At 33.2% G+C, this 21,503-nt stretch carries 27 protein-coding genes; 18 read left to right on the top strand and 9 right to left on the bottom strand.

Annotation, left to right across the window (positions count from 1 at the left end; genetic code table 11):
• Nucleotides 1-9: 9 nt before the first annotated feature.
• From AC4FQX_RS03560 to AC4FQX_RS03540, 5 genes are read right to left on the bottom strand one after another with little or no spacing between them, the layout of a single operon-like run.
• Entirely contained in the window at nucleotides 10-1,128 is a 1,119-nt protein-coding gene (locus AC4FQX_RS03560) for a type II secretion system F family protein (RefSeq protein WP_491166283.1), read from the bottom strand.
• Nucleotides 1,125-1,628: a PulJ/GspJ family protein gene (locus AC4FQX_RS03555; protein WP_491166282.1), complete on the bottom strand. Its 504-nt coding sequence runs from the start codon at nucleotides 1,626-1,628 to the stop codon at nucleotides 1,125-1,127. Before AC4FQX_RS03555 ends, AC4FQX_RS03560 begins: the two co-directional genes overlap by 4 nt.
• Nucleotides 1,606-1,947 carry a hypothetical protein gene (locus tag AC4FQX_RS03550; RefSeq protein ID WP_491166281.1) on the bottom strand — a complete coding sequence of 114 codons (342 nt, stop codon included), beginning with the start codon at nucleotides 1,945-1,947 and terminating at the stop codon, nucleotides 1,606-1,608. Before AC4FQX_RS03550 ends, AC4FQX_RS03555 begins: the two co-directional genes overlap by 23 nt.
• A complete protein-coding gene (locus AC4FQX_RS03545) occupies nucleotides 1,922-3,133 on the bottom strand; it encodes a hypothetical protein (RefSeq protein WP_491166280.1) in 1,212 nt (403 codons plus the stop codon). The genes AC4FQX_RS03550 and AC4FQX_RS03545 overlap by 26 nt, the downstream gene beginning before the upstream one ends.
• Nucleotides 3,133-3,939: a hypothetical protein gene (locus tag AC4FQX_RS03540; protein ID WP_491166279.1), complete on the bottom strand. Its 807-nt coding sequence runs from the start codon at nucleotides 3,937-3,939 to the stop codon at nucleotides 3,133-3,135. Before AC4FQX_RS03540 ends, AC4FQX_RS03545 begins: the two co-directional genes overlap by 1 nt.
• Before the next feature lie 458 nt (nucleotides 3,940-4,397).
• Between AC4FQX_RS03540 and AC4FQX_RS03535 the strand changes: the two genes are divergently transcribed.
• Nucleotides 4,398-4,817, top strand: a complete 420-nt coding sequence (locus AC4FQX_RS03535; protein WP_491166278.1) for a CBS domain-containing protein — start codon at nucleotides 4,398-4,400, stop codon at nucleotides 4,815-4,817.
• Nucleotides 4,818-4,856: 39 nt separating this feature from the next.
• On the opposite strand, the gene rpe is transcribed toward AC4FQX_RS03535, so the two are convergent.
• From rpe to AC4FQX_RS03515, 4 genes are all read right to left on the bottom strand, one after another.
• Complete coding sequence (gene rpe, locus AC4FQX_RS03530) at nucleotides 4,857-5,519, bottom strand: ribulose-phosphate 3-epimerase (RefSeq protein WP_491166277.1); 663 nt, start codon at nucleotides 5,517-5,519, stop codon at nucleotides 4,857-4,859.
• A gap of 335 nt (nucleotides 5,520-5,854) precedes the next feature.
• A complete protein-coding gene (locus AC4FQX_RS03525) occupies nucleotides 5,855-6,718 on the bottom strand; it encodes a sigma-70 family RNA polymerase sigma factor (protein WP_108735574.1) in 864 nt (287 codons plus the stop codon).
• Nucleotides 6,719-6,865: 147 nt separating this feature from the next.
• A complete protein-coding gene (locus tag AC4FQX_RS03520; protein WP_491166276.1) occupies nucleotides 6,866-8,323 on the bottom strand; it encodes a SusD/RagB family nutrient-binding outer membrane lipoprotein in 1,458 nt (485 codons plus the stop codon).
• Between the two features lies 1 nt (nucleotide 8,324).
• Complete coding sequence (locus tag AC4FQX_RS03515; protein WP_491166275.1) at nucleotides 8,325-11,549, bottom strand: SusC/RagA family TonB-linked outer membrane protein; 3,225 nt, start codon at nucleotides 11,547-11,549, stop codon at nucleotides 8,325-8,327.
• Between the two features lie 588 nt (nucleotides 11,550-12,137).
• Between AC4FQX_RS03515 and rpsL the strand changes: the two genes are divergently transcribed.
• From rpsL to rplE, 17 genes are read left to right on the top strand one after another with little or no spacing between them, the layout of a single operon-like run.
• Nucleotides 12,138-12,518: a 30S ribosomal protein S12 gene (rpsL, locus tag AC4FQX_RS03510; RefSeq protein ID WP_306353609.1), complete on the top strand. Its 381-nt coding sequence runs from the start codon at nucleotides 12,138-12,140 to the stop codon at nucleotides 12,516-12,518.
• A 26-nt stretch (nucleotides 12,519-12,544) separates the two neighbouring features.
• Nucleotides 12,545-13,021, top strand: a complete 477-nt coding sequence (rpsG, locus tag AC4FQX_RS03505) for a 30S ribosomal protein S7 (RefSeq protein WP_306353608.1) — start codon at nucleotides 12,545-12,547, stop codon at nucleotides 13,019-13,021.
• Between the two features lie 18 nt (nucleotides 13,022-13,039).
• Nucleotides 13,040-15,163, top strand: coding sequence for an elongation factor G (fusA, locus tag AC4FQX_RS03500; RefSeq protein WP_491166274.1), 2,124 nt, complete (start codon nucleotides 13,040-13,042; stop codon nucleotides 15,161-15,163).
• Nucleotides 15,164-15,173: 10 nt separating this feature from the next.
• Nucleotides 15,174-15,479 carry a 30S ribosomal protein S10 gene (gene rpsJ / locus AC4FQX_RS03495; protein WP_491166273.1) on the top strand — a complete coding sequence of 102 codons (306 nt, stop codon included), beginning with the start codon at nucleotides 15,174-15,176 and terminating at the stop codon, nucleotides 15,477-15,479.
• 32 nt (nucleotides 15,480-15,511) lie between these two features.
• Nucleotides 15,512-16,129 (top strand): 50S ribosomal protein L3, encoded by a 618-nt coding sequence (gene rplC / locus AC4FQX_RS03490; RefSeq protein ID WP_491166272.1) that lies wholly within the window; start codon nucleotides 15,512-15,514, stop codon nucleotides 16,127-16,129.
• Nucleotides 16,129-16,758 carry a 50S ribosomal protein L4 gene (rplD, locus tag AC4FQX_RS03485; RefSeq protein WP_491166271.1) on the top strand — a complete coding sequence of 210 codons (630 nt, stop codon included), beginning with the start codon at nucleotides 16,129-16,131 and terminating at the stop codon, nucleotides 16,756-16,758. Before rplC ends, rplD begins: the two co-directional genes overlap by 1 nt.
• A gap of 6 nt (nucleotides 16,759-16,764) precedes the next feature.
• Nucleotides 16,765-17,055 (top strand): 50S ribosomal protein L23, encoded by a 291-nt coding sequence (gene rplW, locus AC4FQX_RS03480; protein WP_491166270.1) that lies wholly within the window; start codon nucleotides 16,765-16,767, stop codon nucleotides 17,053-17,055.
• 9 nt (nucleotides 17,056-17,064) lie between these two features.
• Nucleotides 17,065-17,889: a 50S ribosomal protein L2 gene (gene rplB, locus AC4FQX_RS03475; protein ID WP_491166269.1), complete on the top strand. Its 825-nt coding sequence runs from the start codon at nucleotides 17,065-17,067 to the stop codon at nucleotides 17,887-17,889.
• A gap of 8 nt (nucleotides 17,890-17,897) precedes the next feature.
• Nucleotides 17,898-18,176 carry a 30S ribosomal protein S19 gene (gene rpsS / locus AC4FQX_RS03470; RefSeq protein ID WP_014085019.1) on the top strand — a complete coding sequence of 93 codons (279 nt, stop codon included), beginning with the start codon at nucleotides 17,898-17,900 and terminating at the stop codon, nucleotides 18,174-18,176.
• Between the two features lie 6 nt (nucleotides 18,177-18,182).
• Entirely contained in the window at nucleotides 18,183-18,593 is a 411-nt protein-coding gene (gene rplV, locus AC4FQX_RS03465; RefSeq protein WP_491166268.1) for a 50S ribosomal protein L22, read from the top strand.
• A gap of 8 nt (nucleotides 18,594-18,601) precedes the next feature.
• Complete coding sequence (rpsC, locus tag AC4FQX_RS03460) at nucleotides 18,602-19,333, top strand: 30S ribosomal protein S3 (protein WP_491166267.1); 732 nt, start codon at nucleotides 18,602-18,604, stop codon at nucleotides 19,331-19,333.
• Between the two features lie 20 nt (nucleotides 19,334-19,353).
• Entirely contained in the window at nucleotides 19,354-19,773 is a 420-nt protein-coding gene (gene rplP, locus AC4FQX_RS03455; protein ID WP_306353599.1) for a 50S ribosomal protein L16, read from the top strand.
• 12 nt (nucleotides 19,774-19,785) lie between these two features.
• The gene (gene rpmC, locus AC4FQX_RS03450) at nucleotides 19,786-19,977 is read left to right on the top strand and encodes a 50S ribosomal protein L29 (protein WP_491166266.1); all 192 of its coding nucleotides are present in this window, start codon (nucleotides 19,786-19,788) and stop codon (nucleotides 19,975-19,977) included.
• A 17-nt stretch (nucleotides 19,978-19,994) separates the two neighbouring features.
• Complete coding sequence (gene rpsQ, locus AC4FQX_RS03445; protein ID WP_306353598.1) at nucleotides 19,995-20,252, top strand: 30S ribosomal protein S17; 258 nt, start codon at nucleotides 19,995-19,997, stop codon at nucleotides 20,250-20,252.
• 2 nt (nucleotides 20,253-20,254) lie between these two features.
• On the top strand, nucleotides 20,255-20,623 hold the full coding sequence (gene rplN / locus AC4FQX_RS03440) for a 50S ribosomal protein L14 (RefSeq protein WP_491166265.1): 369 nt from the start codon (nucleotides 20,255-20,257) through the stop codon (nucleotides 20,621-20,623).
• 11 nt (nucleotides 20,624-20,634) lie between these two features.
• Nucleotides 20,635-20,949, top strand: coding sequence for a 50S ribosomal protein L24 (rplX, locus tag AC4FQX_RS03435; protein WP_491166264.1), 315 nt, complete (start codon nucleotides 20,635-20,637; stop codon nucleotides 20,947-20,949).
• A gap of 2 nt (nucleotides 20,950-20,951) precedes the next feature.
• Nucleotides 20,952-21,503 (top strand): 50S ribosomal protein L5, encoded by a 552-nt coding sequence (rplE, locus tag AC4FQX_RS03430; protein ID WP_491166263.1) that lies wholly within the window; start codon nucleotides 20,952-20,954, stop codon nucleotides 21,501-21,503.

Below are 21,503 nucleotides of genomic sequence, written 5' to 3'. Positions count from 1 at the left end.
AAGTACTATTTAATTTATAATTTTACTCAAATCAAACATTGGAGCATACATAGAGATCATAATTACTCCCACAATTGCTCCGATTACGATAATAATTAAGGGTTCTAAAACAACACCAATCATTTTGGTCTGATGATTTATTTCTTCATTATATTGTTCCGTTAGCCGTTCGAACATAGTTTCAAGCTGATTGATCTGCTCAGCTACCTGAACCATAGAAATCATTTTATTTTCAAATACGGCGTGTTTTTTTAAACTTTCATTCAGGGAAGCTCCTCTTGTAATGTCTTCCTTTATCTGATGAATAGCAACTTCAATCGGATAAAAACGAATCATTTTTGCCGTTAATGTCAGTGAGTTAATTAATGCAGTCTTAGAAGTGATCAGTAAATTCATAGCCTGACAAAAACGAGAGATATAAATCTTACGTACCAGGTTTCCAAAATATGGTATTTTTAAAATCATATGCGAAGTAAATGATCTGTAACGATATTTTTCTTTTAAAACCATATGAAGAATAGTCATACTTATCACAATACCAATTATAACTGAGAAAATTATTCCCGAATGGTTCGATATTTTGATAATAACCTGAGTGCTTTTAGGCAATTCACTTCCAAATTGTCTGAAGACGGAACTAAACATTGGAACCACTTTATTCAGCATAAAATAAAGAACCAGAATCGTAACCAACATGACGATAGAAGGGTAGGTCATTACCGAAATAATTTGTCTTTTCATTTGGATTTTCTGATTGAAATATTTTTGAAGCTCCCCTAAAACTTCTTCCAGTTTTCTGGTTTCTTCACCAATTTGAATACTGTAATATTCGTATGCTGAAAACTGATTGCTTTCCCGCATAGATTCATAAATACTTTTTCCTTCAACCACTTTTTCTTTTATCTGAAAAATAATTTCCTTTTCAAATTTATTACTCGATTGATTGCTCAGTATTTCCAGTGCTTTTTTAAAATCTACTCCCGATTTTAAAAGCATTCCCAGCTCTCTATAAAAAACCTCCTTTTTTTTATCAGAAAGTTTTTTAGAAAACGAAAAAGAACCTGGTTTTATATTAAAATCCTTTTTATCAGATGTAGTAGTTTTATATGTAGTTAGATCAAAACTCATTTTTTCTTTATGATTTGTAATAATTCATTAGGATAGATTCTTTTATAAAATCGAAAATCCGACATTGCATCATTAGATTCTATGCTTAGTTTTATTTTTTGAAAAACAGATTGTTCTGATTTACTTCTTATCGTATCTATAATCATATTATTTACTTTAATACGGAAAGTATCAGTAAATAGTTCACTATTTCTTAGAATAGATTCATCTGAAAACCGATAAGTGGTTTTTGAACCTGTATATCCGATAAAATAAATTTCATTCTTTGAAACTATCATTTTTTCTTTTTCAAAAATATCTTTATTCAGACTATACGTCAGTCGGTTCACATCATTAACAAATTGATTTTGATTTTTATAATCCAACGTTTGCCCTGTAATAAACGAAAAAATAACAAACAGTATCCCTATTATAATAGCAGTTACAGCCATGCTTACAATAGCCTCAATAATAGAAAAGGCAGGGACAGATTTCCGGTTATTGAGAATCACTTTGTACATAAAAACTTTTTTTAAATGTAAAAGAAGCAGTGTCTTTATACGTTATTAAGATCTTTTTCAGGTTATCGTTTATTCTTTCTTCTTCTATACTGAAATTTTCATTTTCCTTGTATAATGAATCATTTTTTATTTCTTCTATAAAAAAGAATTCATTTGCTTTGTTTTGAGTATTATAAAATTGTATTGATGTTTTAGGAGTGTAGACACTTGCAAAAATCATAACAGAAAAATACAGGCATATCGAAATAATCGTTAAAGCGATAACCGATTCTAAAATAGAATTAGCCTGAATATTAAAATACCTTTTTGATAATGCCATAAGTTGTTTTTTGAGTATCAAATAAAGGGATAGAAATAAAATATTCAGGACGTTTTACAGCATTAATTTCAATTCCACTGATCATATTGTCATACGAAGAAGAACCCGTTTTCAGAAAAAACCGATTAGTATAAACCGAACCGTAAACATTGCTTTTAAGCATAAGTTTTCCAGAACAGTACAAATCACCGATTAGTAAACCACCTTCTTCTATTTCGATAATATTTTTATCAATCATTTCCTCGAGATTACCAAACAAAATAATAGCACCGGCTATCTGACATTCTTTCTTTATTTTTATTTCGCATTCGTCTGCACTATCATTATAAACACAGATAGCCGACGGGTAATTTAAAACTACATTTTTTTCGAGTTCTATTCTCTTGGAAGCAAAAGCCTGAACCGTTCCTTTAAATCCTTCTTCAAAAGTTATTTTAGGAGCTATTAAAATTACATCTTCTAAAACCGTATTTTTTTTAATCCGGACAGAATCTTCCGATCGTAAAATAAAGTTGCCTTTAAAAATAATATTTTCTAATGTTGATTTTATAAGAATTTCTTTTGTTTCATTAAAAAAGGAATTGTAATACATTGAATCGTTTACTTTTTCAATGTCGGTTAATTCCATTTTTTCAGATTGGATTTTCCGGAATATTGTTTGAAACGTCGGATTTATTGTAGGTAACTGTGATCCGGAAACCGTATTTTTTCCTTCAGTGATAAGCTTATTTAAAGTATTGTTTATATAAGAATTCTCAATAAAAGTACTTGGAAGCTGATTGTTTCCCACCAGTTTTACTTCCCCTGAATAAGAGAGCGGTTTAGATAAATCGGTTAAATAAACAGCCGTTTTATCAGGAGTATATGCCCCTACAAAATGTACAGAAGTTACCGTGTCATTTGTGATGTATGATTTAGCCAAAATGAGAGAAAGAAGTCCATAAGACTTTGTTTCATAATAGCCTTTGATATTTGAATTTTCTTCTTTTTCAATTGCTGTAGGGATGATTTTATTGCCTAGAGCAAAATTCACAACCGATTGATTTTGAATATAAAGTTCTTCTCGCAGGTTGTAATATAAATTAAGCTGATTATATAAACTGGCAAAATATAATAATGCTCCACAAAGAATAGAAACAATCAGACAAATATAAATAGCATATAACAAACTGTGTGCTTTAACCATTATTTTACTGATCTGTCTTTCTTTTTAAAAATAGAATTGAAGAAGGTTCGTATTCTTGAACTTTGTTCCGGTTCATTAAGAGATTGTTCTTTTCTTTCTTTTTTCGCCAAAGTTTTTTCTTTTACTTTTTTAGAATGTTCTTTAGCTGCTTTTTTTTCTTCTTTTACTATTGTCTTATACTCAGCTAGTTTTTCAGTATCTTTTTTTTCTTCTAATTTCTTTTGTGCTTTCTTAGAAGCTTCTGATTTTTTAGAATCTTGCTTTAATTTGTATTGTTCAGCATTTGATAAAGGTTGTTTTTCTATTACAACAATGCCTTTTTTATAAGCAATAGTGTCTTTATTTTCTGTGTTTATCCATTTTCCAGTTTTGATATCGGCACTGAATGTTCCGTTTTCTATCAGGTTTCCATTTTCATTATATTGAAAATATTTTCCCGAACGTAGACCTTTGCTCCAGATTTGGGTAGTAGCCAGAACACCGTTAGGATGCCAGGTTTTCCAGAGTCCCACCCGAAGACCGTTTTTAAATTCACCTTGCTCAGCCAACTGATTGCTAAGGTACATTTTGATAAATTTACCATTAAGTACGTCTCCGGCGATACCACCTTGCGTTTTATGAATACGTCCTCCTTTGAACCAATAATAAACTTTATTTTTAGCAGTGTTTATCTTTTTATCAGTAGTATAAAATTCATATCTGAATTCATTATCAGAAACTCTTTTTATAGTGTAATTATCTGAAAAAGAAATTAATGTGAAAGCAATAAAGAGTAGAGCGCAATGAAAGGTAAGCGTTGTTTTCAAAACAGAAAAATTTATTATAAATTGGGACAAGGTACCCTTTTTTATTGTTATACAAAAACAAAAGTAAGTTTATTATGACAGGTTCTTTATTAATAACTCTTGTTTTTTATTGTATTAAATGATTTTAGAAAATTGGTATGTAAAAGTTTGAAAATCAAATAAAGTTTATTTTTCTGTTAATTTTAAAAACCTAAATGATATTAAAATATTTTTGTGTAAAAAACTTGAGTTTATGATTCTTCTGTTCAAGTTCTTTTAGCTGTTTTAATTTACTATGTTCCATACCTCCGTATTTTTTATGCCAGTAGTAAAAAGCGATTTTATCTACATACGATTTAGATTTTTTTTAAAATAACCATATAAGTTACGAATTAAAAAAATATTTTCCAATGATTTTGATCAGCTTTTTTAATAATTAAAAGCTTCAATTTTACTATATAAACCAAAAATGAATTATTATGAAACAGAGAGTTCCCGTGTCAACTATTATGACAACCAATATCGTTAAATTAGACATTAAAGATGATTTAACAAAAGCAGAAAGTCTTTTTAAAAAACATAAAATAAGACATATCCCTGTAGTGAATGGAAGTAAAATAATAGGAATTTTAAGTTATACTGATCTATTAAGAATCAGTTTTGTAGATGCTGTTGATGAAGAAGAAGGAGAAATTGATACTATGGTTTACAACATGTTTACTGTAGAGCAGGTAATGGCTAAAAATTTAGTTACCATAAATCCAGATACAACAGTAAAAGAAACAGCAGAGATTTTAGCAGCAAAAGAATTTCATGCATTGCCTGTGGTTAAAGATGATATTCTGGTAGGAATTGTTACTACTACAGATATTTTAAAATATCTGGTTGAACAATATTAAAAAAGAACAAAAGGCTCTAAATAGTTAGAGCCTTTTGTTTTATATTGAAGTAAGTTTTTTTAATTCTTTTATAGTATACGCAGGGTTTTCAGCCTTAAAAACAAAACTTCCGGCAACTAATACATCTGCACCCGCCTGTACTAACTGAAGAGCATTTTTATCCGTTACACCACCATCTATTTCAATTTTTGTTGAAGCACCGTTCTTGGTAATAATCTCCTTTAATTGTTTTATTTTTTTATACGTGTTTTCAATAAATGATTGACCTCCAAAACCAGGGTTTACACTCATTATACATACTAAATCAATATCTTTGATTACATCTTCCAGTAAAGTAACATTAGTATGAGGGTTAATTGCAACACCTGCTTTCATTCCTTCTGCTTTTATAGCCTGTAGAGTTCTGTGAAGATGGTTGCAGGCTTCATAGTGTACAGTTAAGATATCTGACCCCAGTTCAGCAAAAGTTTTAATATAACGATCAGGATCGATAATCATTAAATGAACATCAATCGTTTTTTTAGCATGTTTAGTAATAGCCTCTAAAACCGGCATGCCAAAAGAGATGTTGGGTACAAAGACCCCGTCCATGATATCAATATGAAACCAGTCTGCCTCACTAGTATTAATCATTTCAATATCACGTTGCAGATTAGCAAAATCAGCAGCAAGAACTGAAGGTGCAATAAGTGTATTTTTCATTATTTACAGTGTTGTTTTTGCAAAGGTAAATAATTAAGTTTAGTAAATGTGAACTTGGATTATTCGATTACTAGATTGTTCGATGATTTGAAAAGAAAACAAAATTGTTCAAAAATTAGAATCTTACAACTATATAACGATCTTATAATCAAAAAATAGTATGATAATATTATCTAATTTTTAAGTAACCGATGCTTTCGAATAATCTAATAATCCAAAGATTTAACAATCAAAACGTAAGTATAAAAATAAAACTCCGGTAATCAGCCGGAGTTTCAATCATCAATCAAAAAACGAACAGTTATCTAAAACTGTTGTTATTGTTAGAATATAACTTATCCTAAATAAGTTTTCAGTATTTTACTTCTTGAAGTATGTTTTAATCTTCGGATTGCTTTTTCTTTGATCTGACGAACACGTTCACGAGTAAGGTCAAAAGTTTCTCCAATTTCTTCCAGAGTCATTGGGTGCTGATCACCTAAACCAAAGTATAAACGAACTACATCAGCCTCACGAGGAGTTAATGTTTCCAGAGCACGTTCAATTTCTGTACGTAATGATTCATGTATTAGCTCTCTGTCCGGATTCGGTGATTCACCAGAACGTAAAACATCATATAAGTTAGAATCTTCACCTTCAACTAAAGGAGCATCCATTGATAAGTGACGACCGGAGTTTTTCATACTCTCCTTTACATCATTTACAGTCATGTCTAATTCCTTAGCAATTTCTTCAGCAGACGGAGGTCGTTCATTAGATTGCTCTAATAACGCATACATCTTATTGATTTTATTAATCGAACCAATTTTGTTTAAAGGAAGACGAACAATACGAGACTGCTCCGCTAAAGCCTGCAAAATAGACTGACGAATCCACCAAACAGCATAAGAGATGAATTTGAAACCACGTGTTTCGTCAAAACGTTGCGCGGCTTTTATCAGGCCTAAATTTCCTTCATTAATTAAATCGGGAAGAGTTAATCCCTGATTTTGATATTGTTTAGCTACGGAAACAACAAAACGTAAGTTGGCTTTTGTCAACTTTTCCAGAGCTTTCTGGTCACCAGCTTTGATCTTCTGTGCTAACTCTACTTCTTCATCAGCAGTAATAAGATCAACTTTTCCAATCTCTTGTAAGTATTTGTCTAGGGAAGCAGTTTCACGGTTAGTAACTTGCTTGGTAATTTTAAGTTGTCTCATGTAAGTATCTCCTCAGTTTTTAAGTATACTATGGTTATACGTAATGAGTTCCTAAAAAGTTACAAATTACATAGAAATATTTTTTTTAAATAAAAAAACCAGTTCAAATTTGAACTGGTTTAATTAATATAATGTGAGATATTTAAATTAGTTTACATCCCAAAATATTTTTGTTTTTAATTTATCTCCACCAATAGCAGTAGCAGCAGCCTTTAAATTATTACTGTTTACTGTTTGTTCATTGATAGGATAAGTTAATCTTTTTGGTATTTGTCCTTCAGCAGCAGCTACGGCATTAGGAGGAGCTACTAAACCAGGAAAATCTAATCTTCTCCAGAAGTTCCATGACTCAAAACCTCTGTTGAACATGGCTATCCAAGCTTGTTTTCCTATTTTTTGTTGCCAGGTACCAGGAGCACTTGTATAGGCCACAGAAGTGTTTGTTAAATAAGTAGATGCATCAGAATTTAATCCCCAAGTTTCAAATGAGGCTGTGATAGCATTATTATAATATGTTTCAGCAGTACCTCCAACAGAATAACCTCTTTCAGCGGCTTCTGCTAAATAGAAATTTATTTCACTAGCTTCTGCTAAAAGACTTGGGAAATCAGCTTTTTTTAATAAATCCCCTATAGGAGAGAAATTAGCATAAACATTACCCGCTCCGTTAATTCCGCCAATATAATTTCCGTTAACTGTTCCAAAGTAAGCAGTTCTGCGAGAGTCATTTAAGGAATTCATTTCATTTATAATTGTTTCAGATGCAACAAAGTCATTTCTGTTACTTGCTACTAAACTTCCATATATAGGATTATAATTAGGAGCGCTTCCTGGATATTTGAAAGAAGCATTATTATCATTAGTTAATATAACTCCATTATTATAAGCACTTTCAATAGTTGTTTTTGCCAATGCACTATTTACATCAGCTAAATTGATTCCTATTTTTACCTTTAAAGAGTTAGCAAATAATTTCCATTTAGCTACATTTCCACTATATAAGAAATCCCCGGTAGAGAAAGATTTTTCACTATCATCTAAATTAGAGATGGCAGCGTCTAATCTGGTGATTAATTTTGGATAGATTTCAGAGTCATTATCATATTTAGGTAATATAATAGAAGGGTTTAATGCTTCAGAATAAGGAATGTCTCCAAATGAATCTACTAAAATTTGAAAAGTATATACTTGTAAAATTTCGATAATAGCAAGTTTGTTTTTTTGTTGTTTTTGCCAAACTGTTGCTGATAGTCCTGCTGGTTGCACTTCAGCAAGGACTCTGCTTTTAGAAGTTTCTAAATTACCTAAAACCTTTCTGTATAATGCATTCCAATGATTATCCGGAATTTTTCTGGTAGTTAAGTTAAATCTTGATTCTGCAGGATATGCAGTTGCAACCCAGTATTGAGAGAAAAATCTAAAAACATTTAAATTTTGACTGGGGCTTGTCATCTGGTCGGCAAGTTCCTTTTGTGCATTAGTAAATAATGTTTCAGCGCTTACCTCATAAGATTTGTCATGATCATCATTAAAATTATCTGTATCATTAACACAGCTAGTCATAAATAATGAGATAGCTGCTATTGAGTATATAATCTTTTTCATCTTAAAAATTTGCTTTAATATTGAATGAATAAACTTTAGTAGTAGGCATAACTCCAGATTGATATCCTTGGATATTTCCTGACGAAGTACCTGCTTCTGGGTCTGCATAAGGTAGGTTTTTGTGTATAATCCATAAATTGTTACCTAATAAGCTAAAAGTAAGGCTTTTAATAAAGGATTTTTCTAAATATTTAGCAGGTAATGCATAGGATACCGCTACTTCTCTTAATTTAACATAAGAAGCATCATATATAAATTCTTTATTCGGAGCACTTTCAGTACCATAAGCAGAGCCAACAGTATTAGCTTCAATTCTACTAGTGTTTGGGGTGCCATCAGCATATACACCATCTAATATTACACCACCACCATTTGCAATTGAGTTTCTTTTAGGATTGCCTAAATCATTTAAACCTGCTGTTCCAGGATATAATCCTGAATATTGACCATAAGCCTGATCTAAAGAATAAACATCTCCACCTTTTTTGACATCAATTAAGAAACTTAATGAAATATCTTTATAGGTAAATCTGTTCGAAATACCTCCAATCCAATCTGCTTGAAGATCACCAATAACCTTGTTTTGCGCAAGAAGGTAATAACCATCCGCATCTACAACCTTATTACCATTTGTATCATATACATAGTCGGTTCCTCTGAAAGTTCCGTATGGTTGTCCTACCGTCGCATTTAAAGAGACACCTCCTTGGAAACTGGCTAATTGTAGATTCTCTCTTCCTTCATTTAATGAAATTACGTCATTTTTATTTTTGGACCAGTTAACAGCAACTTGCCACTCAAAGTCAGAAGTTTTAATAGGAGACCCAGATAAAGAAACCTCAATTCCTTTATTTTGAATTTCTCCAGCGTTAATTAAAGAAAAACTATATCCTGTTGAAGTAGATTGAGGAACGCTGAAAATTTGATCAACTGTATTGGATTTATATAATGATATATCAAAATTTAATCTGTTGTGAAGCATACCAGCTTCTGCACCAAACTCCCAACTTTTCATTTTTTCAGGTTTTAACTTATCAAAGTCAACAAAAGTTGTACTATTGGAAAACATTAAATTAGTACCAAGAAGGCCATTGTTAACTTTATAGCCTAACGTACCGGCAGCAGGGTCATTTCCAACTTCAGCATAGTTTGCTCTTAACTTTAACATAGAAAGCCAGTCTGCTTTTATAAATTCAGAAACAATAAAGCTGGTTCCTACAGAAAAATAATTATAAGCATTATTGTTAGTTGGTAATGCTGTAGATTGGTCACGTCTGAAAGAACCTTCTAAATATACAGTTTTTTTATAATCAAAAGTTGCCTGACCGTAAACCCCAAGTTTTTCATAATTAATTTCACTTTCTATAGGAGCAACAAAAGAATTTGAATTGGCTAATGTATATAAATTGGGAGTAACTAAACCTCCTGTTGTAGAGCCTTCAAAAGAATCGGTTTTAGACTTGATGAAAGTAGTTCCTCCTAATATTCTTCCACTGATATTTTCAGAAAAATCAAAACTATAAGTAGCTATAAAATCATAAGTTTGTTGAAGGAAACTTCTTGTATAAAGACTATATCCTGAAGTTTCATCTAATGCTCTTAAACCAAATTCTTCTGCATGGCTGCCAATTGCTTTTCGAAGTTCTTGACGGTCATTGGAATTGTCAATAGTAACACGACCTAATAAATTCAAATTTTTATTGAGATCATAGCTTAAGTTTGCGCCCGTAATTACTCGGGTACGACTATCTGAAGAATAGTTTTCATATCTGTCCCAGTAGGGGTTATTCCAGTATGCAGGAGAAAAATCACCATCTGCCGGACCATTCATGTTCCAGGTCATATTTTGCTTGTTTCTGAAATATTCCTGTTTTAATTCTTGCATATCAACATTAGTAGGCCACCATTGTCTGAAACCAGTTAATAAGTTATCACTGTAACCAACACTATTTCTACCTATCGTATTTTGATCAGAGAAAGTAACAAAAGCGGTTGCTTTAAGGTTGTCTGCCAGATTTCGGGAAAAATTACCATTAATAATGTTTCGGTTTAATTTACTGTTTGCTAAAATACCACTTTCGTTATTGTTTGTATAACTGAAACTATAGGTACTTTTATCATCACCTCCATTTAAGTTTAGGTTATTTATGGTGCTAAAAGAATCCTGAAAGAAAGAAGCAGGTCCGTTTTTACCAACCCATGGAGTTGCTTTTCCGTAGTTAGGGTTTCCAGGAGCAAAAGCATTCCACTGGTATACCATTAAATTTGGATCAAAAGCATTTCCGTAAGAAGCATCTGCAGTCATATCAACTAATAGGTCATTAATACCGTCTCCGTTTACATCTGTTGTAACGAAACTGTCATTAGGGCTAGTATAGCCACCTTGTCCATATTCATTTTGATATTTAGCAAATGTTTTTTTATCATATCGACCAATAGAGGATGTTGAGCTAAAAGAAATCCCTAGTGTGCTGTTATTTTTACCTTTTTTTGTAGTAATCATAATTGCACCATTTGCCGCCTGACTTCCATATAATGCAGTGGCTGCAGCTCCTTTAAGAACCGTAACGGATTCAACATTATTTGGGTCAATATCAGAAGCAGAGTTCCCAAAATCATAACCGGTTCTTCCTGTTGATGCAGAGGTGCTATTTAAATTTGAGTTATTAACAGGAACACCATCTACAACGATTAAAGCTTGGTTGTTTCCGGTTAAACTTTTTGTACCTCTTAGTACAATATTAGTTGATCCACCAAAGTTTGAGTTAGATTTTACCTCAAGACCTGCAACTTTTCCAGAAAGATTATTTAAAAAGTTGTTTGTTGGAGTTGTGTTTACAGCACTTGCTTCCAGTTTTTGAGATGAATATCCCAGAGATTTTTTTTCACGAGATATTCCTAAAGCAGTCACCACAACCCCCTCAAGTTCTACTGCGTCATCTTTCATTAAAAGATCCAGTTTATTAGATGTAATTGTTTTTTCCTCAGTTTTCATTCCTAAAAAACTAAATACCAGAACTTGTCCTTTGTTTGCTTTAATGGCATATTTTCCATCAAAATCTGTTTGAACCCCATTAGGCGTTCCTTTTACAAGAACATTTACTCCTGGAAGAGGAAGGCCGCTTCCGTCTGAGATTACTCCGGAGACAGTAGTCTCCTGAGCGAACGAGACCTGTACGAATAACGCCAATAGAAGCGCTAAGAATACATTTAACTTGTTTTTCATTTTTATTTTCATTTGAATTAGTTGGATCCAAAAGTCATAATAATAAGTTAATAATCCTAAAAAAAATAATGAAAACTTAATCTTTGTGAGTTAAAATTATTGGTAATGTAATTTTAAGGTTATATAATTGTTGCAAAACCAGTTGTAAAGACTGAGGTTATTGGTTTTTTGCAAACAAAATGCTTTTTTTTTATAAAAAGTTAATTTTGTAATTTACTATAGCATTAATTTATGGTATTTCTGATAAAACATAAATTTTTAATCCTTATTCAATGTTTTGAGCGACATTTTATTTTACTTCTTGCTATAGAATAATCATGTATTTTGAATTTGTATTTAATATGAAAACTTAAATAAATGTGAAAATTTAGATTTTCAGGCTGTTAGACTTAAGGTTCTTGTTTTGAATAAAGGGTAAAAGCGATAAAAAGAGAGATTATATGTGTAAAAAAGACTGTAAAAGGAATTTATTATAGAATATGATTGAAAATTAATGGATTAAGGTTTGTAGAGTTGAAAATGTTTTTTTACATTTGCAACCCCGTAAAAAGCGGGAAATTAAAACATAAGAAATTTTTATTAATAATTATGCCAACAATTCAACAATTAGTAAGAGCAGGGAGAACCCAGATAACTAAGAAGAGTAAATCGGTTGCCTTAGATTCTTGTCCTCAAAGAAGAGGGGTTTGTACGCGTGTTTATACTACAACGCCAAAGAAACCGAATTCTGCAATGCGTAAAGTTGCAAGGGTTCGTTTAACCAATGGTAATGAAGTAAATGCTTACATTCCTGGAGAAGGACACAATCTACAAGAGCACTCGATAGTATTAGTTAGGGGTGGAAGGGTAAAAGATTTACCGGGAGTTAGATACCATATTGTGCGTGGTGCACTTGATACATCAGGTGTAGCAGGAAGAACACAAAGAAGATCTAAGTACGGTGCTAAACGCCCAAAAGACAAAAAGTAATTTTAAAAAACTTTTAAAGTAAAGACATGAGAAAAAGAAAGGCCAAAAAAAGACCTCTTTTGCCGGATCCAAGATTTAATGATCAATTAGTTACACGTTTTGTGAATAACTTAATGTGGGACGGTAAAAAATCAACTGCTTTCAAAGTATTCTATGATGCTATTGATATTGTAGAAGCAAAGAAACAAGATGCTGAAAAGTCATCATTAGAGATTTGGAAAGATGCACTAACTAATGTTATGCCTCACGTAGAAGTAAGAAGCCGTAGAGTTGGTGGAGCTACATTCCAGATTCCTATGCAAATTAGACCAGATAGAAAAATTTCTATGGCGATGAAGTGGATGATACTTTATGCCAGAAGAAGAAATGAAAAGTCTATGGCGCAAAGATTAGCTTCTGAAGTTTTAGCTGCGGCTAAAGAAGAAGGCGCTGCCGTTAAAAAGAGAATGGATACTCACAAGATGGCAGAGGCTAACAAAGCGTTCTCTCACTTTAGATTTTAATCATAAAGGAAATTAGAAATGGCTAGAGACTTAAAATATACTAGAAATATAGGAATTGCTGCTCATATTGATGCTGGTAAAACAACAACAACTGAACGTATTCTTTTTTATACCGGAGTAAATCATAAATTAGGAGAAACTCACGAAGGTTCTGCTACTATGGACTGGATGGCGCAAGAGCAGGAAAGAGGTATTACTATTACTTCTGCTGCAACTACTTGTGATTGGAATTTCCCAACAGAGCAAGGTAAAGTTTTACCGGAATCAAAAGCATACCATTTTAATATTATCGATACTCCTGGTCACGTGGATTTTACCGTTGAGGTAAATCGTTCACTAAGAGTATTAGATGGATTAGTTTTCTTGTTTAGTGCTGTTGATGGTGTTGAGCCACAATCTGAAACAAACTGGAGATTAGCTGATAATTACAAAGTTCCGCGTATGGGGTTTGTAAATAAAATGGATAGACAAGGATCTAACTTTTTGGCAGTATGTCAACAAGTTAAAGATATGTTGAAATCCAATGCTGTGCCGATTGTTTTACCAATTGGTGATGAGTTGGACTTTAAAGGAATTGTAGATTTAGTGAAAAATCAAGCTATTGTATGGCATGAAGAAACACAAGGAGCTACATTTGATATTGTGCCGATTCCAGAAGATATGTTGGATGAGGTTCGTGAATACAGAGCAATGTTAATAGAGGCTGTAGCTGATTATGATGAAACTTTGATGGAGAAATTCTTCGAAGATGAAAATTCAATTACAGAAGAAGAAATTAATAATGCTTTAAGAAAAGCTGCAATTGATATGAGTATCATACCAATGGTTTGTGGTTCTTCTTTCAAAAATAAAGGAGTTCAGTTTCTTTTAGATGCTGTTTGTAAATATTTGCCTTCTCCAATGGATAAAGAAGGTATTGAAGGTATAAACCCTAATACAGATTTGGCTGAAATCCGTAAACCTTCAGTAGCAGAGCCTTTTGCTGCGTTAGCGTTTAAAATTGCTACAGATCCATTTGTGGGTCGTTTAGCTTTCTTTAGAGCTTATTCAGGACATTTAGATGCGGGTTCATATATTTTAAATACACGTTCAGGTAATAAAGAGCGTATTTCCCGTATTTATCAGATGCATGCTAATAAGCAAAATCCAATTGAATATATTGAAGCTGGTGATATTGGAGCAGCAGTAGGTTTTAAAGATATTAAAACTGGTGATACCTTATGTGACGAGAAACATCCGATTATACTTGAGAGTATGGACTTTCCTGATCCGGTAATTGGGGTTGCAATTGAGCCTAAAACAAAAGCTGACGTTGATAAAATGGGTATGGCTTTAGCTAAATTAGCAGAAGAAGATCCTACTTTTCAAGTAAAAACAGATCAGGCATCTGGTCAAACAATCATTTCAGGAATGGGTGAGTTGCATTTAGATGTGCTTATTGATCGTATGAAAAGAGAATTTAAAGTAGAGGTTAATCAAGGTGAACCACAAGTAGAATATAAAGAAGCGTTTACTCGTGCTGCAGAACATAGAGAAGTTTATAAAAAACAATCAGGTGGTCGTGGTAAATTTGCTGATATTGTTTTCATAATTGAACCAGCAGATGAAAATGTAACAGGATTACAATTCGTTAATGCGGTAAAAGGTGGTAACGTTCCTAAAGAATATATTCCATCTGTTGAAAAAGGTTTCAAAGCAGCTATGAAACAAGGTCCTTTAGCAGGATATGAAGTAGATAGTCTGAAAGTAACTTTATTAGACGGGTCTTTCCACCCTGTGGATTCTGATGCACTTTCTTTTGAATTAGCAGCTAAAATGGGTTACAAAGAATCCGGACGTGCTGCCGGAGCTGTAATTCTTGAGCCGATAATGAAAATCGAAGTAATCACACCAGAAGAAAACATGGGTGATATAGTAGGTGATTTAAATCGTCGTAGAGGTCAGGTTAATGATATGGGTGATAGAGCTGGTGCGAAAACTATTAAGGCTTCTGTACCATTATCAGAAATGTTTGGTTATGTAACTACATTAAGAACATTATCTTCAGGTAGAGCTACATCAACTATGGAATTTTCACATTACGCTGAAACACCTTCTAATATTTCAGAAGCTGTAATCAAAAAAGCAAAAGGAAACGATTAATCTTAAGAAAATGAGTCAAAAAATCAGAATAAAATTAAAATCTTACGATCATATGTTAGTAGATAAGTCTGCTGAGAAGATTGTAAAAACTGTAAAAAGTACGGGTGCGGTAGTAACAGGACCAATTCCGTTACCAACACACAAAAAGATTTTCACTGTATTGCGTTCTCCGCACGTTAATAAAAAAGCAAGAGAGCAATTTGAAGTGATGTCATACAAAAGATTGTTAGATATCTATTCCTCTTCTTCAAAAACAATTGATGCTCTTATGAAATTAGAGTTACCAAGTGGAGTAGAAGTGGAGATAAAAGTCTGATCAAATAAATAGTAATTAATAATTAGTTTAATATGTCTGGGTTAATTGGTAGAAAAATTGGCATGACTAGCATTTTCGATGAAAACGGGAAAAATATTCCTTGTACAGTAATTGAAGCTGGACCATGCGTTGTTACCCAAGTCAGAACCAAAGAGGTTGACGGGTATGAAGCGTTACAACTTGGTTTCGATGACAAAACAGAAAAGCATTCAACTAAAGCGGCGTTAGGTCACTTTAAAAAAGCTGCTACTTCTGCTAAGAAAAAAGTCGTTGAAATTAAAGATTTTGTTAACGAGCACAAATTAGGTGATGTGATCACTGTAGAACTGTTTGAAGAAGGAGAGTTCGTAGATGTGCAGGGAGTTTCAAAAGGTAAAGGTTTTCAAGGGGTTGTTAAACGTCACGGTTTTGGTGGTGTTGGACAAGCAACCCATGGTCAACATAACCGTTTGAGAGCACCTGGATCTGTAGGAGCATCTTCTTACCCATCAAGAGTATTCAAAGGAATGCGTATGGCGGGAAGAACAGGTGGTGAAAATGTAACAATACAAAACTTGAGAGTTTTAAAAGTAGTTTCTGATAAAAATTTACTACTTGTTAAAGGATGTGTTCCAGGACATAATAACTCTTATGTAATCATTCAGAAGTAATGGAAGTAAAAGTTTTAAATTTCAACGGAAAAGAAACTGGCAGAACGATCACTCTTTCTGACTCAGTGTTCGCAATTGAGCCGAATAATCACGCAGTATATCTTGATGTTAAGCAATATTTAGCAAATCAGAGACAAGGTACTCATAAAGCTAAAGAAAGAGCAGAAGTAGCAGGAAGTACTCGTAAGATTAAAAAGCAAAAAGGAACTGGTACTGCTCGTGCAGGTAGCGCAAAAAACCCTTTATTTAAGGGTGGTGGAACCGTTTTTGGACCTAGACCAAGAAGTTATTCATTTAAATTGAATAAAAACTTAAAACGTTTAGCAAGAAAATCAGCTTTCACAATCAAAGCAAAAGAATCAAATTTAATTGTGCTTGAAGATTTTAATTTTGAAACACCAAACACTAAAAATTTCATTAATGTTTTGAAAGCTTTAGGGTTAGAGAATAAAAAATCTTTATTTGTGTTGGGTGATTCAAATAAAAACGTATATTTGTCGTCACGCAATTTAAAAGCTTCTAGCGTGGTAAGTAATTCAGAATTAAGCACTTACGCGATTTTAAACGCAAATAATTTAGTTCTTTTAGAGAGTTCTTTAGAGGAAATTGAAGCAAATTTAAGCAAATAGTAGGCCATGAGTATCATAGTAAAACCTATAATAACTGAAAAAATAACCAAAGAAGGCGAAGTTTTTAATCGCTTTGGTTTCGTTGTAGATAAAAAAGCAAACAAAATTCAAATTAAGAATGCTGTTGAGGCAGCTTATGGAGTTTCTGTTGTTAATGTAAATACAATGAACTATAGAGCAGATAGAACTACAAAATTCACTAAAAGTGGTTTGATCAATGGAAAGACAAATGCTTATAAAAAAGCAATTGTACAAGTACAAGAAGGAGAAACAATTGATTTTTACAACAATATCTAGAATAGAAAAATGTCAGTAAGAAAATTAAAACCTATTACCCCGGGTCAGCGATTTAGAGTTGTGAATGGTTTTGACGCCATTACAACTGATAAGCCGGAACGCTCTTTGATAGCGCCGATAAAAAACTCAGGAGGTAGAAATAGTCAAGGAAAAATGACCATGCGTTACATAGGCGGTGGTCATAAGCAAAGGTATCGTATGATAGACTTTAAAAGAACTAAAGTAGGAATTCCTGCTTCTATTAAGTCTATTGAATATGATCCAAATCGTACAGCTTTTATCGCATTATTAGCTTATGCTGATGGTGAAAAGACATACGTTATCGCTCAAAACGGTATGCAGGTTGGTCAGAAAGTAGTTTCTGGTCCTGATGCAGCTCCGGAGATTGGTAACGCTTTGCCATTAAGTAAAATTCCTTTAGGAACAGTTATCTCTTGTATTGAGTTAAGACCAGGTCAGGGAGCAACTATTGCTCGTAGTGCCGGTACTTTTGCTCAGTTAATGGCAAGAGATGGAAAATATGCTACAATTAAAATGCCGTCAGGTGAGACAAGATTAATCTTGTTAACCTGTACTGCTACAATTGGAGCAGTTTCTAATTCAGATCACCAATTGATTGTATCTGGTAAAGCAGGTAGATCTAGATGGTTAGGAAGAAGACCTAGAACAAGACCTGTTGCAATGAACCCTGTTGATCACCCAATGGGTGGTGGAGAAGGACGTTCTTCTGGTGGACATCCACGTTCAAGAAACGGAATGCCTGCTAAAGGTTATAGAACTCGTTCTAAGAAAAACCCGAGTAACAAGTATATCGTAGAACGTAGAAAGAAATAATATAAGACATGGCACGTTCATTAAAAAAAGGACCTTTTGTTCATTATAAGTTAGATAAGAAAGTTCAGGAAAACATAGAGAAAGGTAATAAAGGAGTGGTTAAGACTTGGTCTAGAGCTTCTATGATTACTCCGGACTTTGTTGGACAGACTATCGCAGTTCATAACGGTCGTCAGTTTGTACCAGTTTACGTTACAGAAAACATGGTAGGTCACAAATTAGGAGAATTTTCACCAACAAGATCTTTTAGAGGTCATGCTGGAGCAAAAAATAAAGGTAAAAAATAAGAAGCAATGGGAGTTCGTAAAAGAGAAAGAGCAGAGCAGATCAAAGAAGCTAATAAGCACATTGCATTTGCAAAGTTGAATAACTGCCCTACTTCACCTAGAAAAATGCGTTTAGTAGCAGACTTGGTAAGAGGTCAGAAAGTAGAAAGAGCACTTAATATATTAAGATTCAGTTCTAAAGAAGCTTCTCGAAAATTAGAAAAACTGTTGTTGTCAGCTATTGCCAATTGGCAGGCTAAAAACGCAGAAGCTAATATGGAAGAAGCAGGCTTATTTGTTAAGGAGATCAGAGTAGATGGTGGTATGATGTTAAAAAGACTTCGTCCAGCGCCTCAGGGTCGTGCACATAGAATAAGAAAACGTTCAAATCACGTAACAATCGTGTTAGGAGCTATAAATAACACACAAAGTAATTAATAAACAGTATGGGACAAAAGACAAATCCGATTGGAAATCGCCTTGGTATCATTAGAGGATGGGATTCAAACTGGTATGGTGGAAATGATTACGGCGATAAACTTGCTGAAGATCATAAAATCAGAAAGTATATCCACGCTCGTTTATCAAAAGCTAGTGTATCAAAAGTAATCATCGAGAGAACTTTGAAACTTGTAACCGTTACTATCACAACGGCTCGTCCAGGTATCATTATCGGTAAAGGCGGTCAAGAGGTAGACAAGTTAAAAGAAGAACTTAAGAAAATTACTGACAAAGAGGTTCAAATCAACATCTTTGAAATTAAAAGACCTGAATTAGATGCTTATTTAGTAGGTGCTAGTATTGCTCGTCAGATTGAAAGTAGAATTTCATATAGAAGAGCAATTAAAATGGCTATCGCTGCTGCTATGCGTATGAACGCAGAAGGAGTTAAAGTTTTAATTTCTGGTCGTTTAAACGGAGCTGAAATGGCACGTTCTGAACAATTCAAAGAGGGAAGGATACCTTTATCAACTTTCAGAGCAGACATTGATTACGCACTTGCTGAAGCACATACCAGTTATGGTAGAATGGGGATTAAAGTGTGGATCATGAAAGGTGAGGTTTATGGAAAAAGAGATCTTTCTCCATTAGTTGGTATGGATAAAAAACAATCCAATAGCAAAGGAGGCGCTTCAAGCAAATCTAATGGTAAACCAAATCCACGCAAAAGAAAGTAATTATTTAAACTAAAGAAAAAATGTTACAGCCTAAAAGAACAAAATACCGTAAGGTACAGAAAGGTAGAATGAAAGGCATTTCTCAAAGAGGACATGAGCTTTCAAATGGAATGTTTGGAATTAAATCTTTAGATTCATCTTTTATTACTTCTCGTCAGATTGAGGCAGCCCGTATCGCTGCCACCCGTTTCATGAAGAGAGAAGGTCAATTATGGATTAAAATATTCCCAGATAAACCTATTACAAAGAAGCCTCTTGAAGTACGTATGGGTAAAGGTAAAGGTGCAGTTGAATTTTGGGCTGCAGTTGTTAAACCTGGAAGAATTATGTTTGAAGTTGGAGGAGTACCTTTGTCTGTTGCTAAAGAAGCTTTGCGTCTTGCAGCACAAAAACTTCCAGTAAAAACTAAGTTTATTGTTGCTAGAGATTTCGAAGCATAATCAATTATTATTATGAAACAATCAGAAATAAAAGATCTATCCGCAGCTGAGTTACAAGAAAAACTTAGTCAGTTAAAGAAGACATATACCGACCTAAAAATAGCTCACGCTATATCTCCGATTGAGAACCCACTTCAAATTAGAAGTGTTAGAAGATCAGTTGCTAGAATAGCTACTGAGTTAAGCAAAAGAGAGTTACAATAATTGTATTCTGCTGAAAGATGGAAAAAAGAAATTTAAGAAAAGAAAGAGTTGGTGTAGTTACTAGTAACAAAATGGAGAAATCTATTGTAGTTGCCGAAGTAAGAAAAGTAAAACACCCGTTATATGGTAAGTTCGTGTTGAAAACTAAGAAATATGTTGCACACGACGAAACAAACGACTGTAATATTGGAGACACAGTAAGGATAATGGAAACACGTCCTTTAAGTAAATCTAAATGTTGGAGATTAGTTGAAATCATTGAAAGAGCGAAGTAATTATGGTACAACAAGAATCAAGACTCAAAGTAGCAGATAACACGGGAGCTAAGGAAGTATTAACTATCCGTGTATTAGGAGGAACGAAAAGACGTTATGCCTCTGTTGGAGATAAAATTGTAGTATCAATTAAAGACGCAACTCCTAACGGAAACGTTAAGAAAGGTCAAGTATCAACTGCAGTTGTTGTACGTACTAAAAAAGAAGTGAGAAGAGCCGATGGGTCTTATATCAGATTTGATGACAATGCATGCGTATTGTTAAATGCAACTGGTGAGATGAGAGGTACTCGCGTTTTTGGTCCGGTAGCAAGAGAACTTCGTGAAAAACAATTCATGAAAATTATATCATTAGCACCTGAAGTGCTTTAATTATTTCAAAGATGATAAAGCTAAAAATAAAATCAGGAGATACAGTTAAAATTATTGCAGGAGACCATAAAGGTTCTGAAGGTAAAATTTTGAGAGTATATCGTGAGAAAAACAAAGCGATTGTTGAGGGTGTAAATTTGGTATCTAAACATACGAAACCAAGTGCTAAAAATCCTCAAGGAGGAATCGTTAAAAAAGAAGCTCCTATTCATATTTCTAATTTAGCCTTAATAGATCCAAAATCTAAAGAAGCTACAAAAGTTGGAATCAGAATAGAAGGAGAAAAGAAAGTGAGATTTTCAAAAAAATCTAAAGAAGTATTATAGTGATGGCTTATATACCTAGACTAAAAGATGAATATAAGAACAGAGTAATTTCTGCTCTTAAAGAAGAATTCGGTTATAAAAACGTAATGCAGGTTCCAAAATTGGAGAAAATCGTTTTAAGCCGAGGAGTTGGTGCAGCAGTATCTGATAAGAAACTAATTGACTATGCTGTTGATGAGTTGACTAAAATTACAGGTCAAAAAGCAATTTCTACAATTTCTAAAAAAGACGTTGCGTCTTTTAAATTAAGAAAAGGAATGCCTATTGGTGCAAAAGTAACTTTACGCGGAGAAAGAATGTATGAGTTTTTAGATAGACTAGTTACATCTTCATTACCACGAGTTAGAGACTTTGGTGGAATTAAAGCAACTGGTTTTGATGGAAGAGGTAATTACAACCTTGGTGTTTTGGAGCAAATCATTTTCCCGGAAATTGATATTGATAAAGTAAACAAAATATCAGGAATGGATATTACATTTGTAACTTCTGCGAAAACAGATAAAGAAGCAAAGTCATTATTAGCGGAATTAGGATTACCTTTTAAAAAGAATTAA

It is taken from the genome of Flavobacterium sp. AK-301 (genome assembly GCF_058310215.1).
Note: the sequence above shows the minus strand (reverse complement) of the source record. Positions and strands in the feature narration are given on the sequence as shown.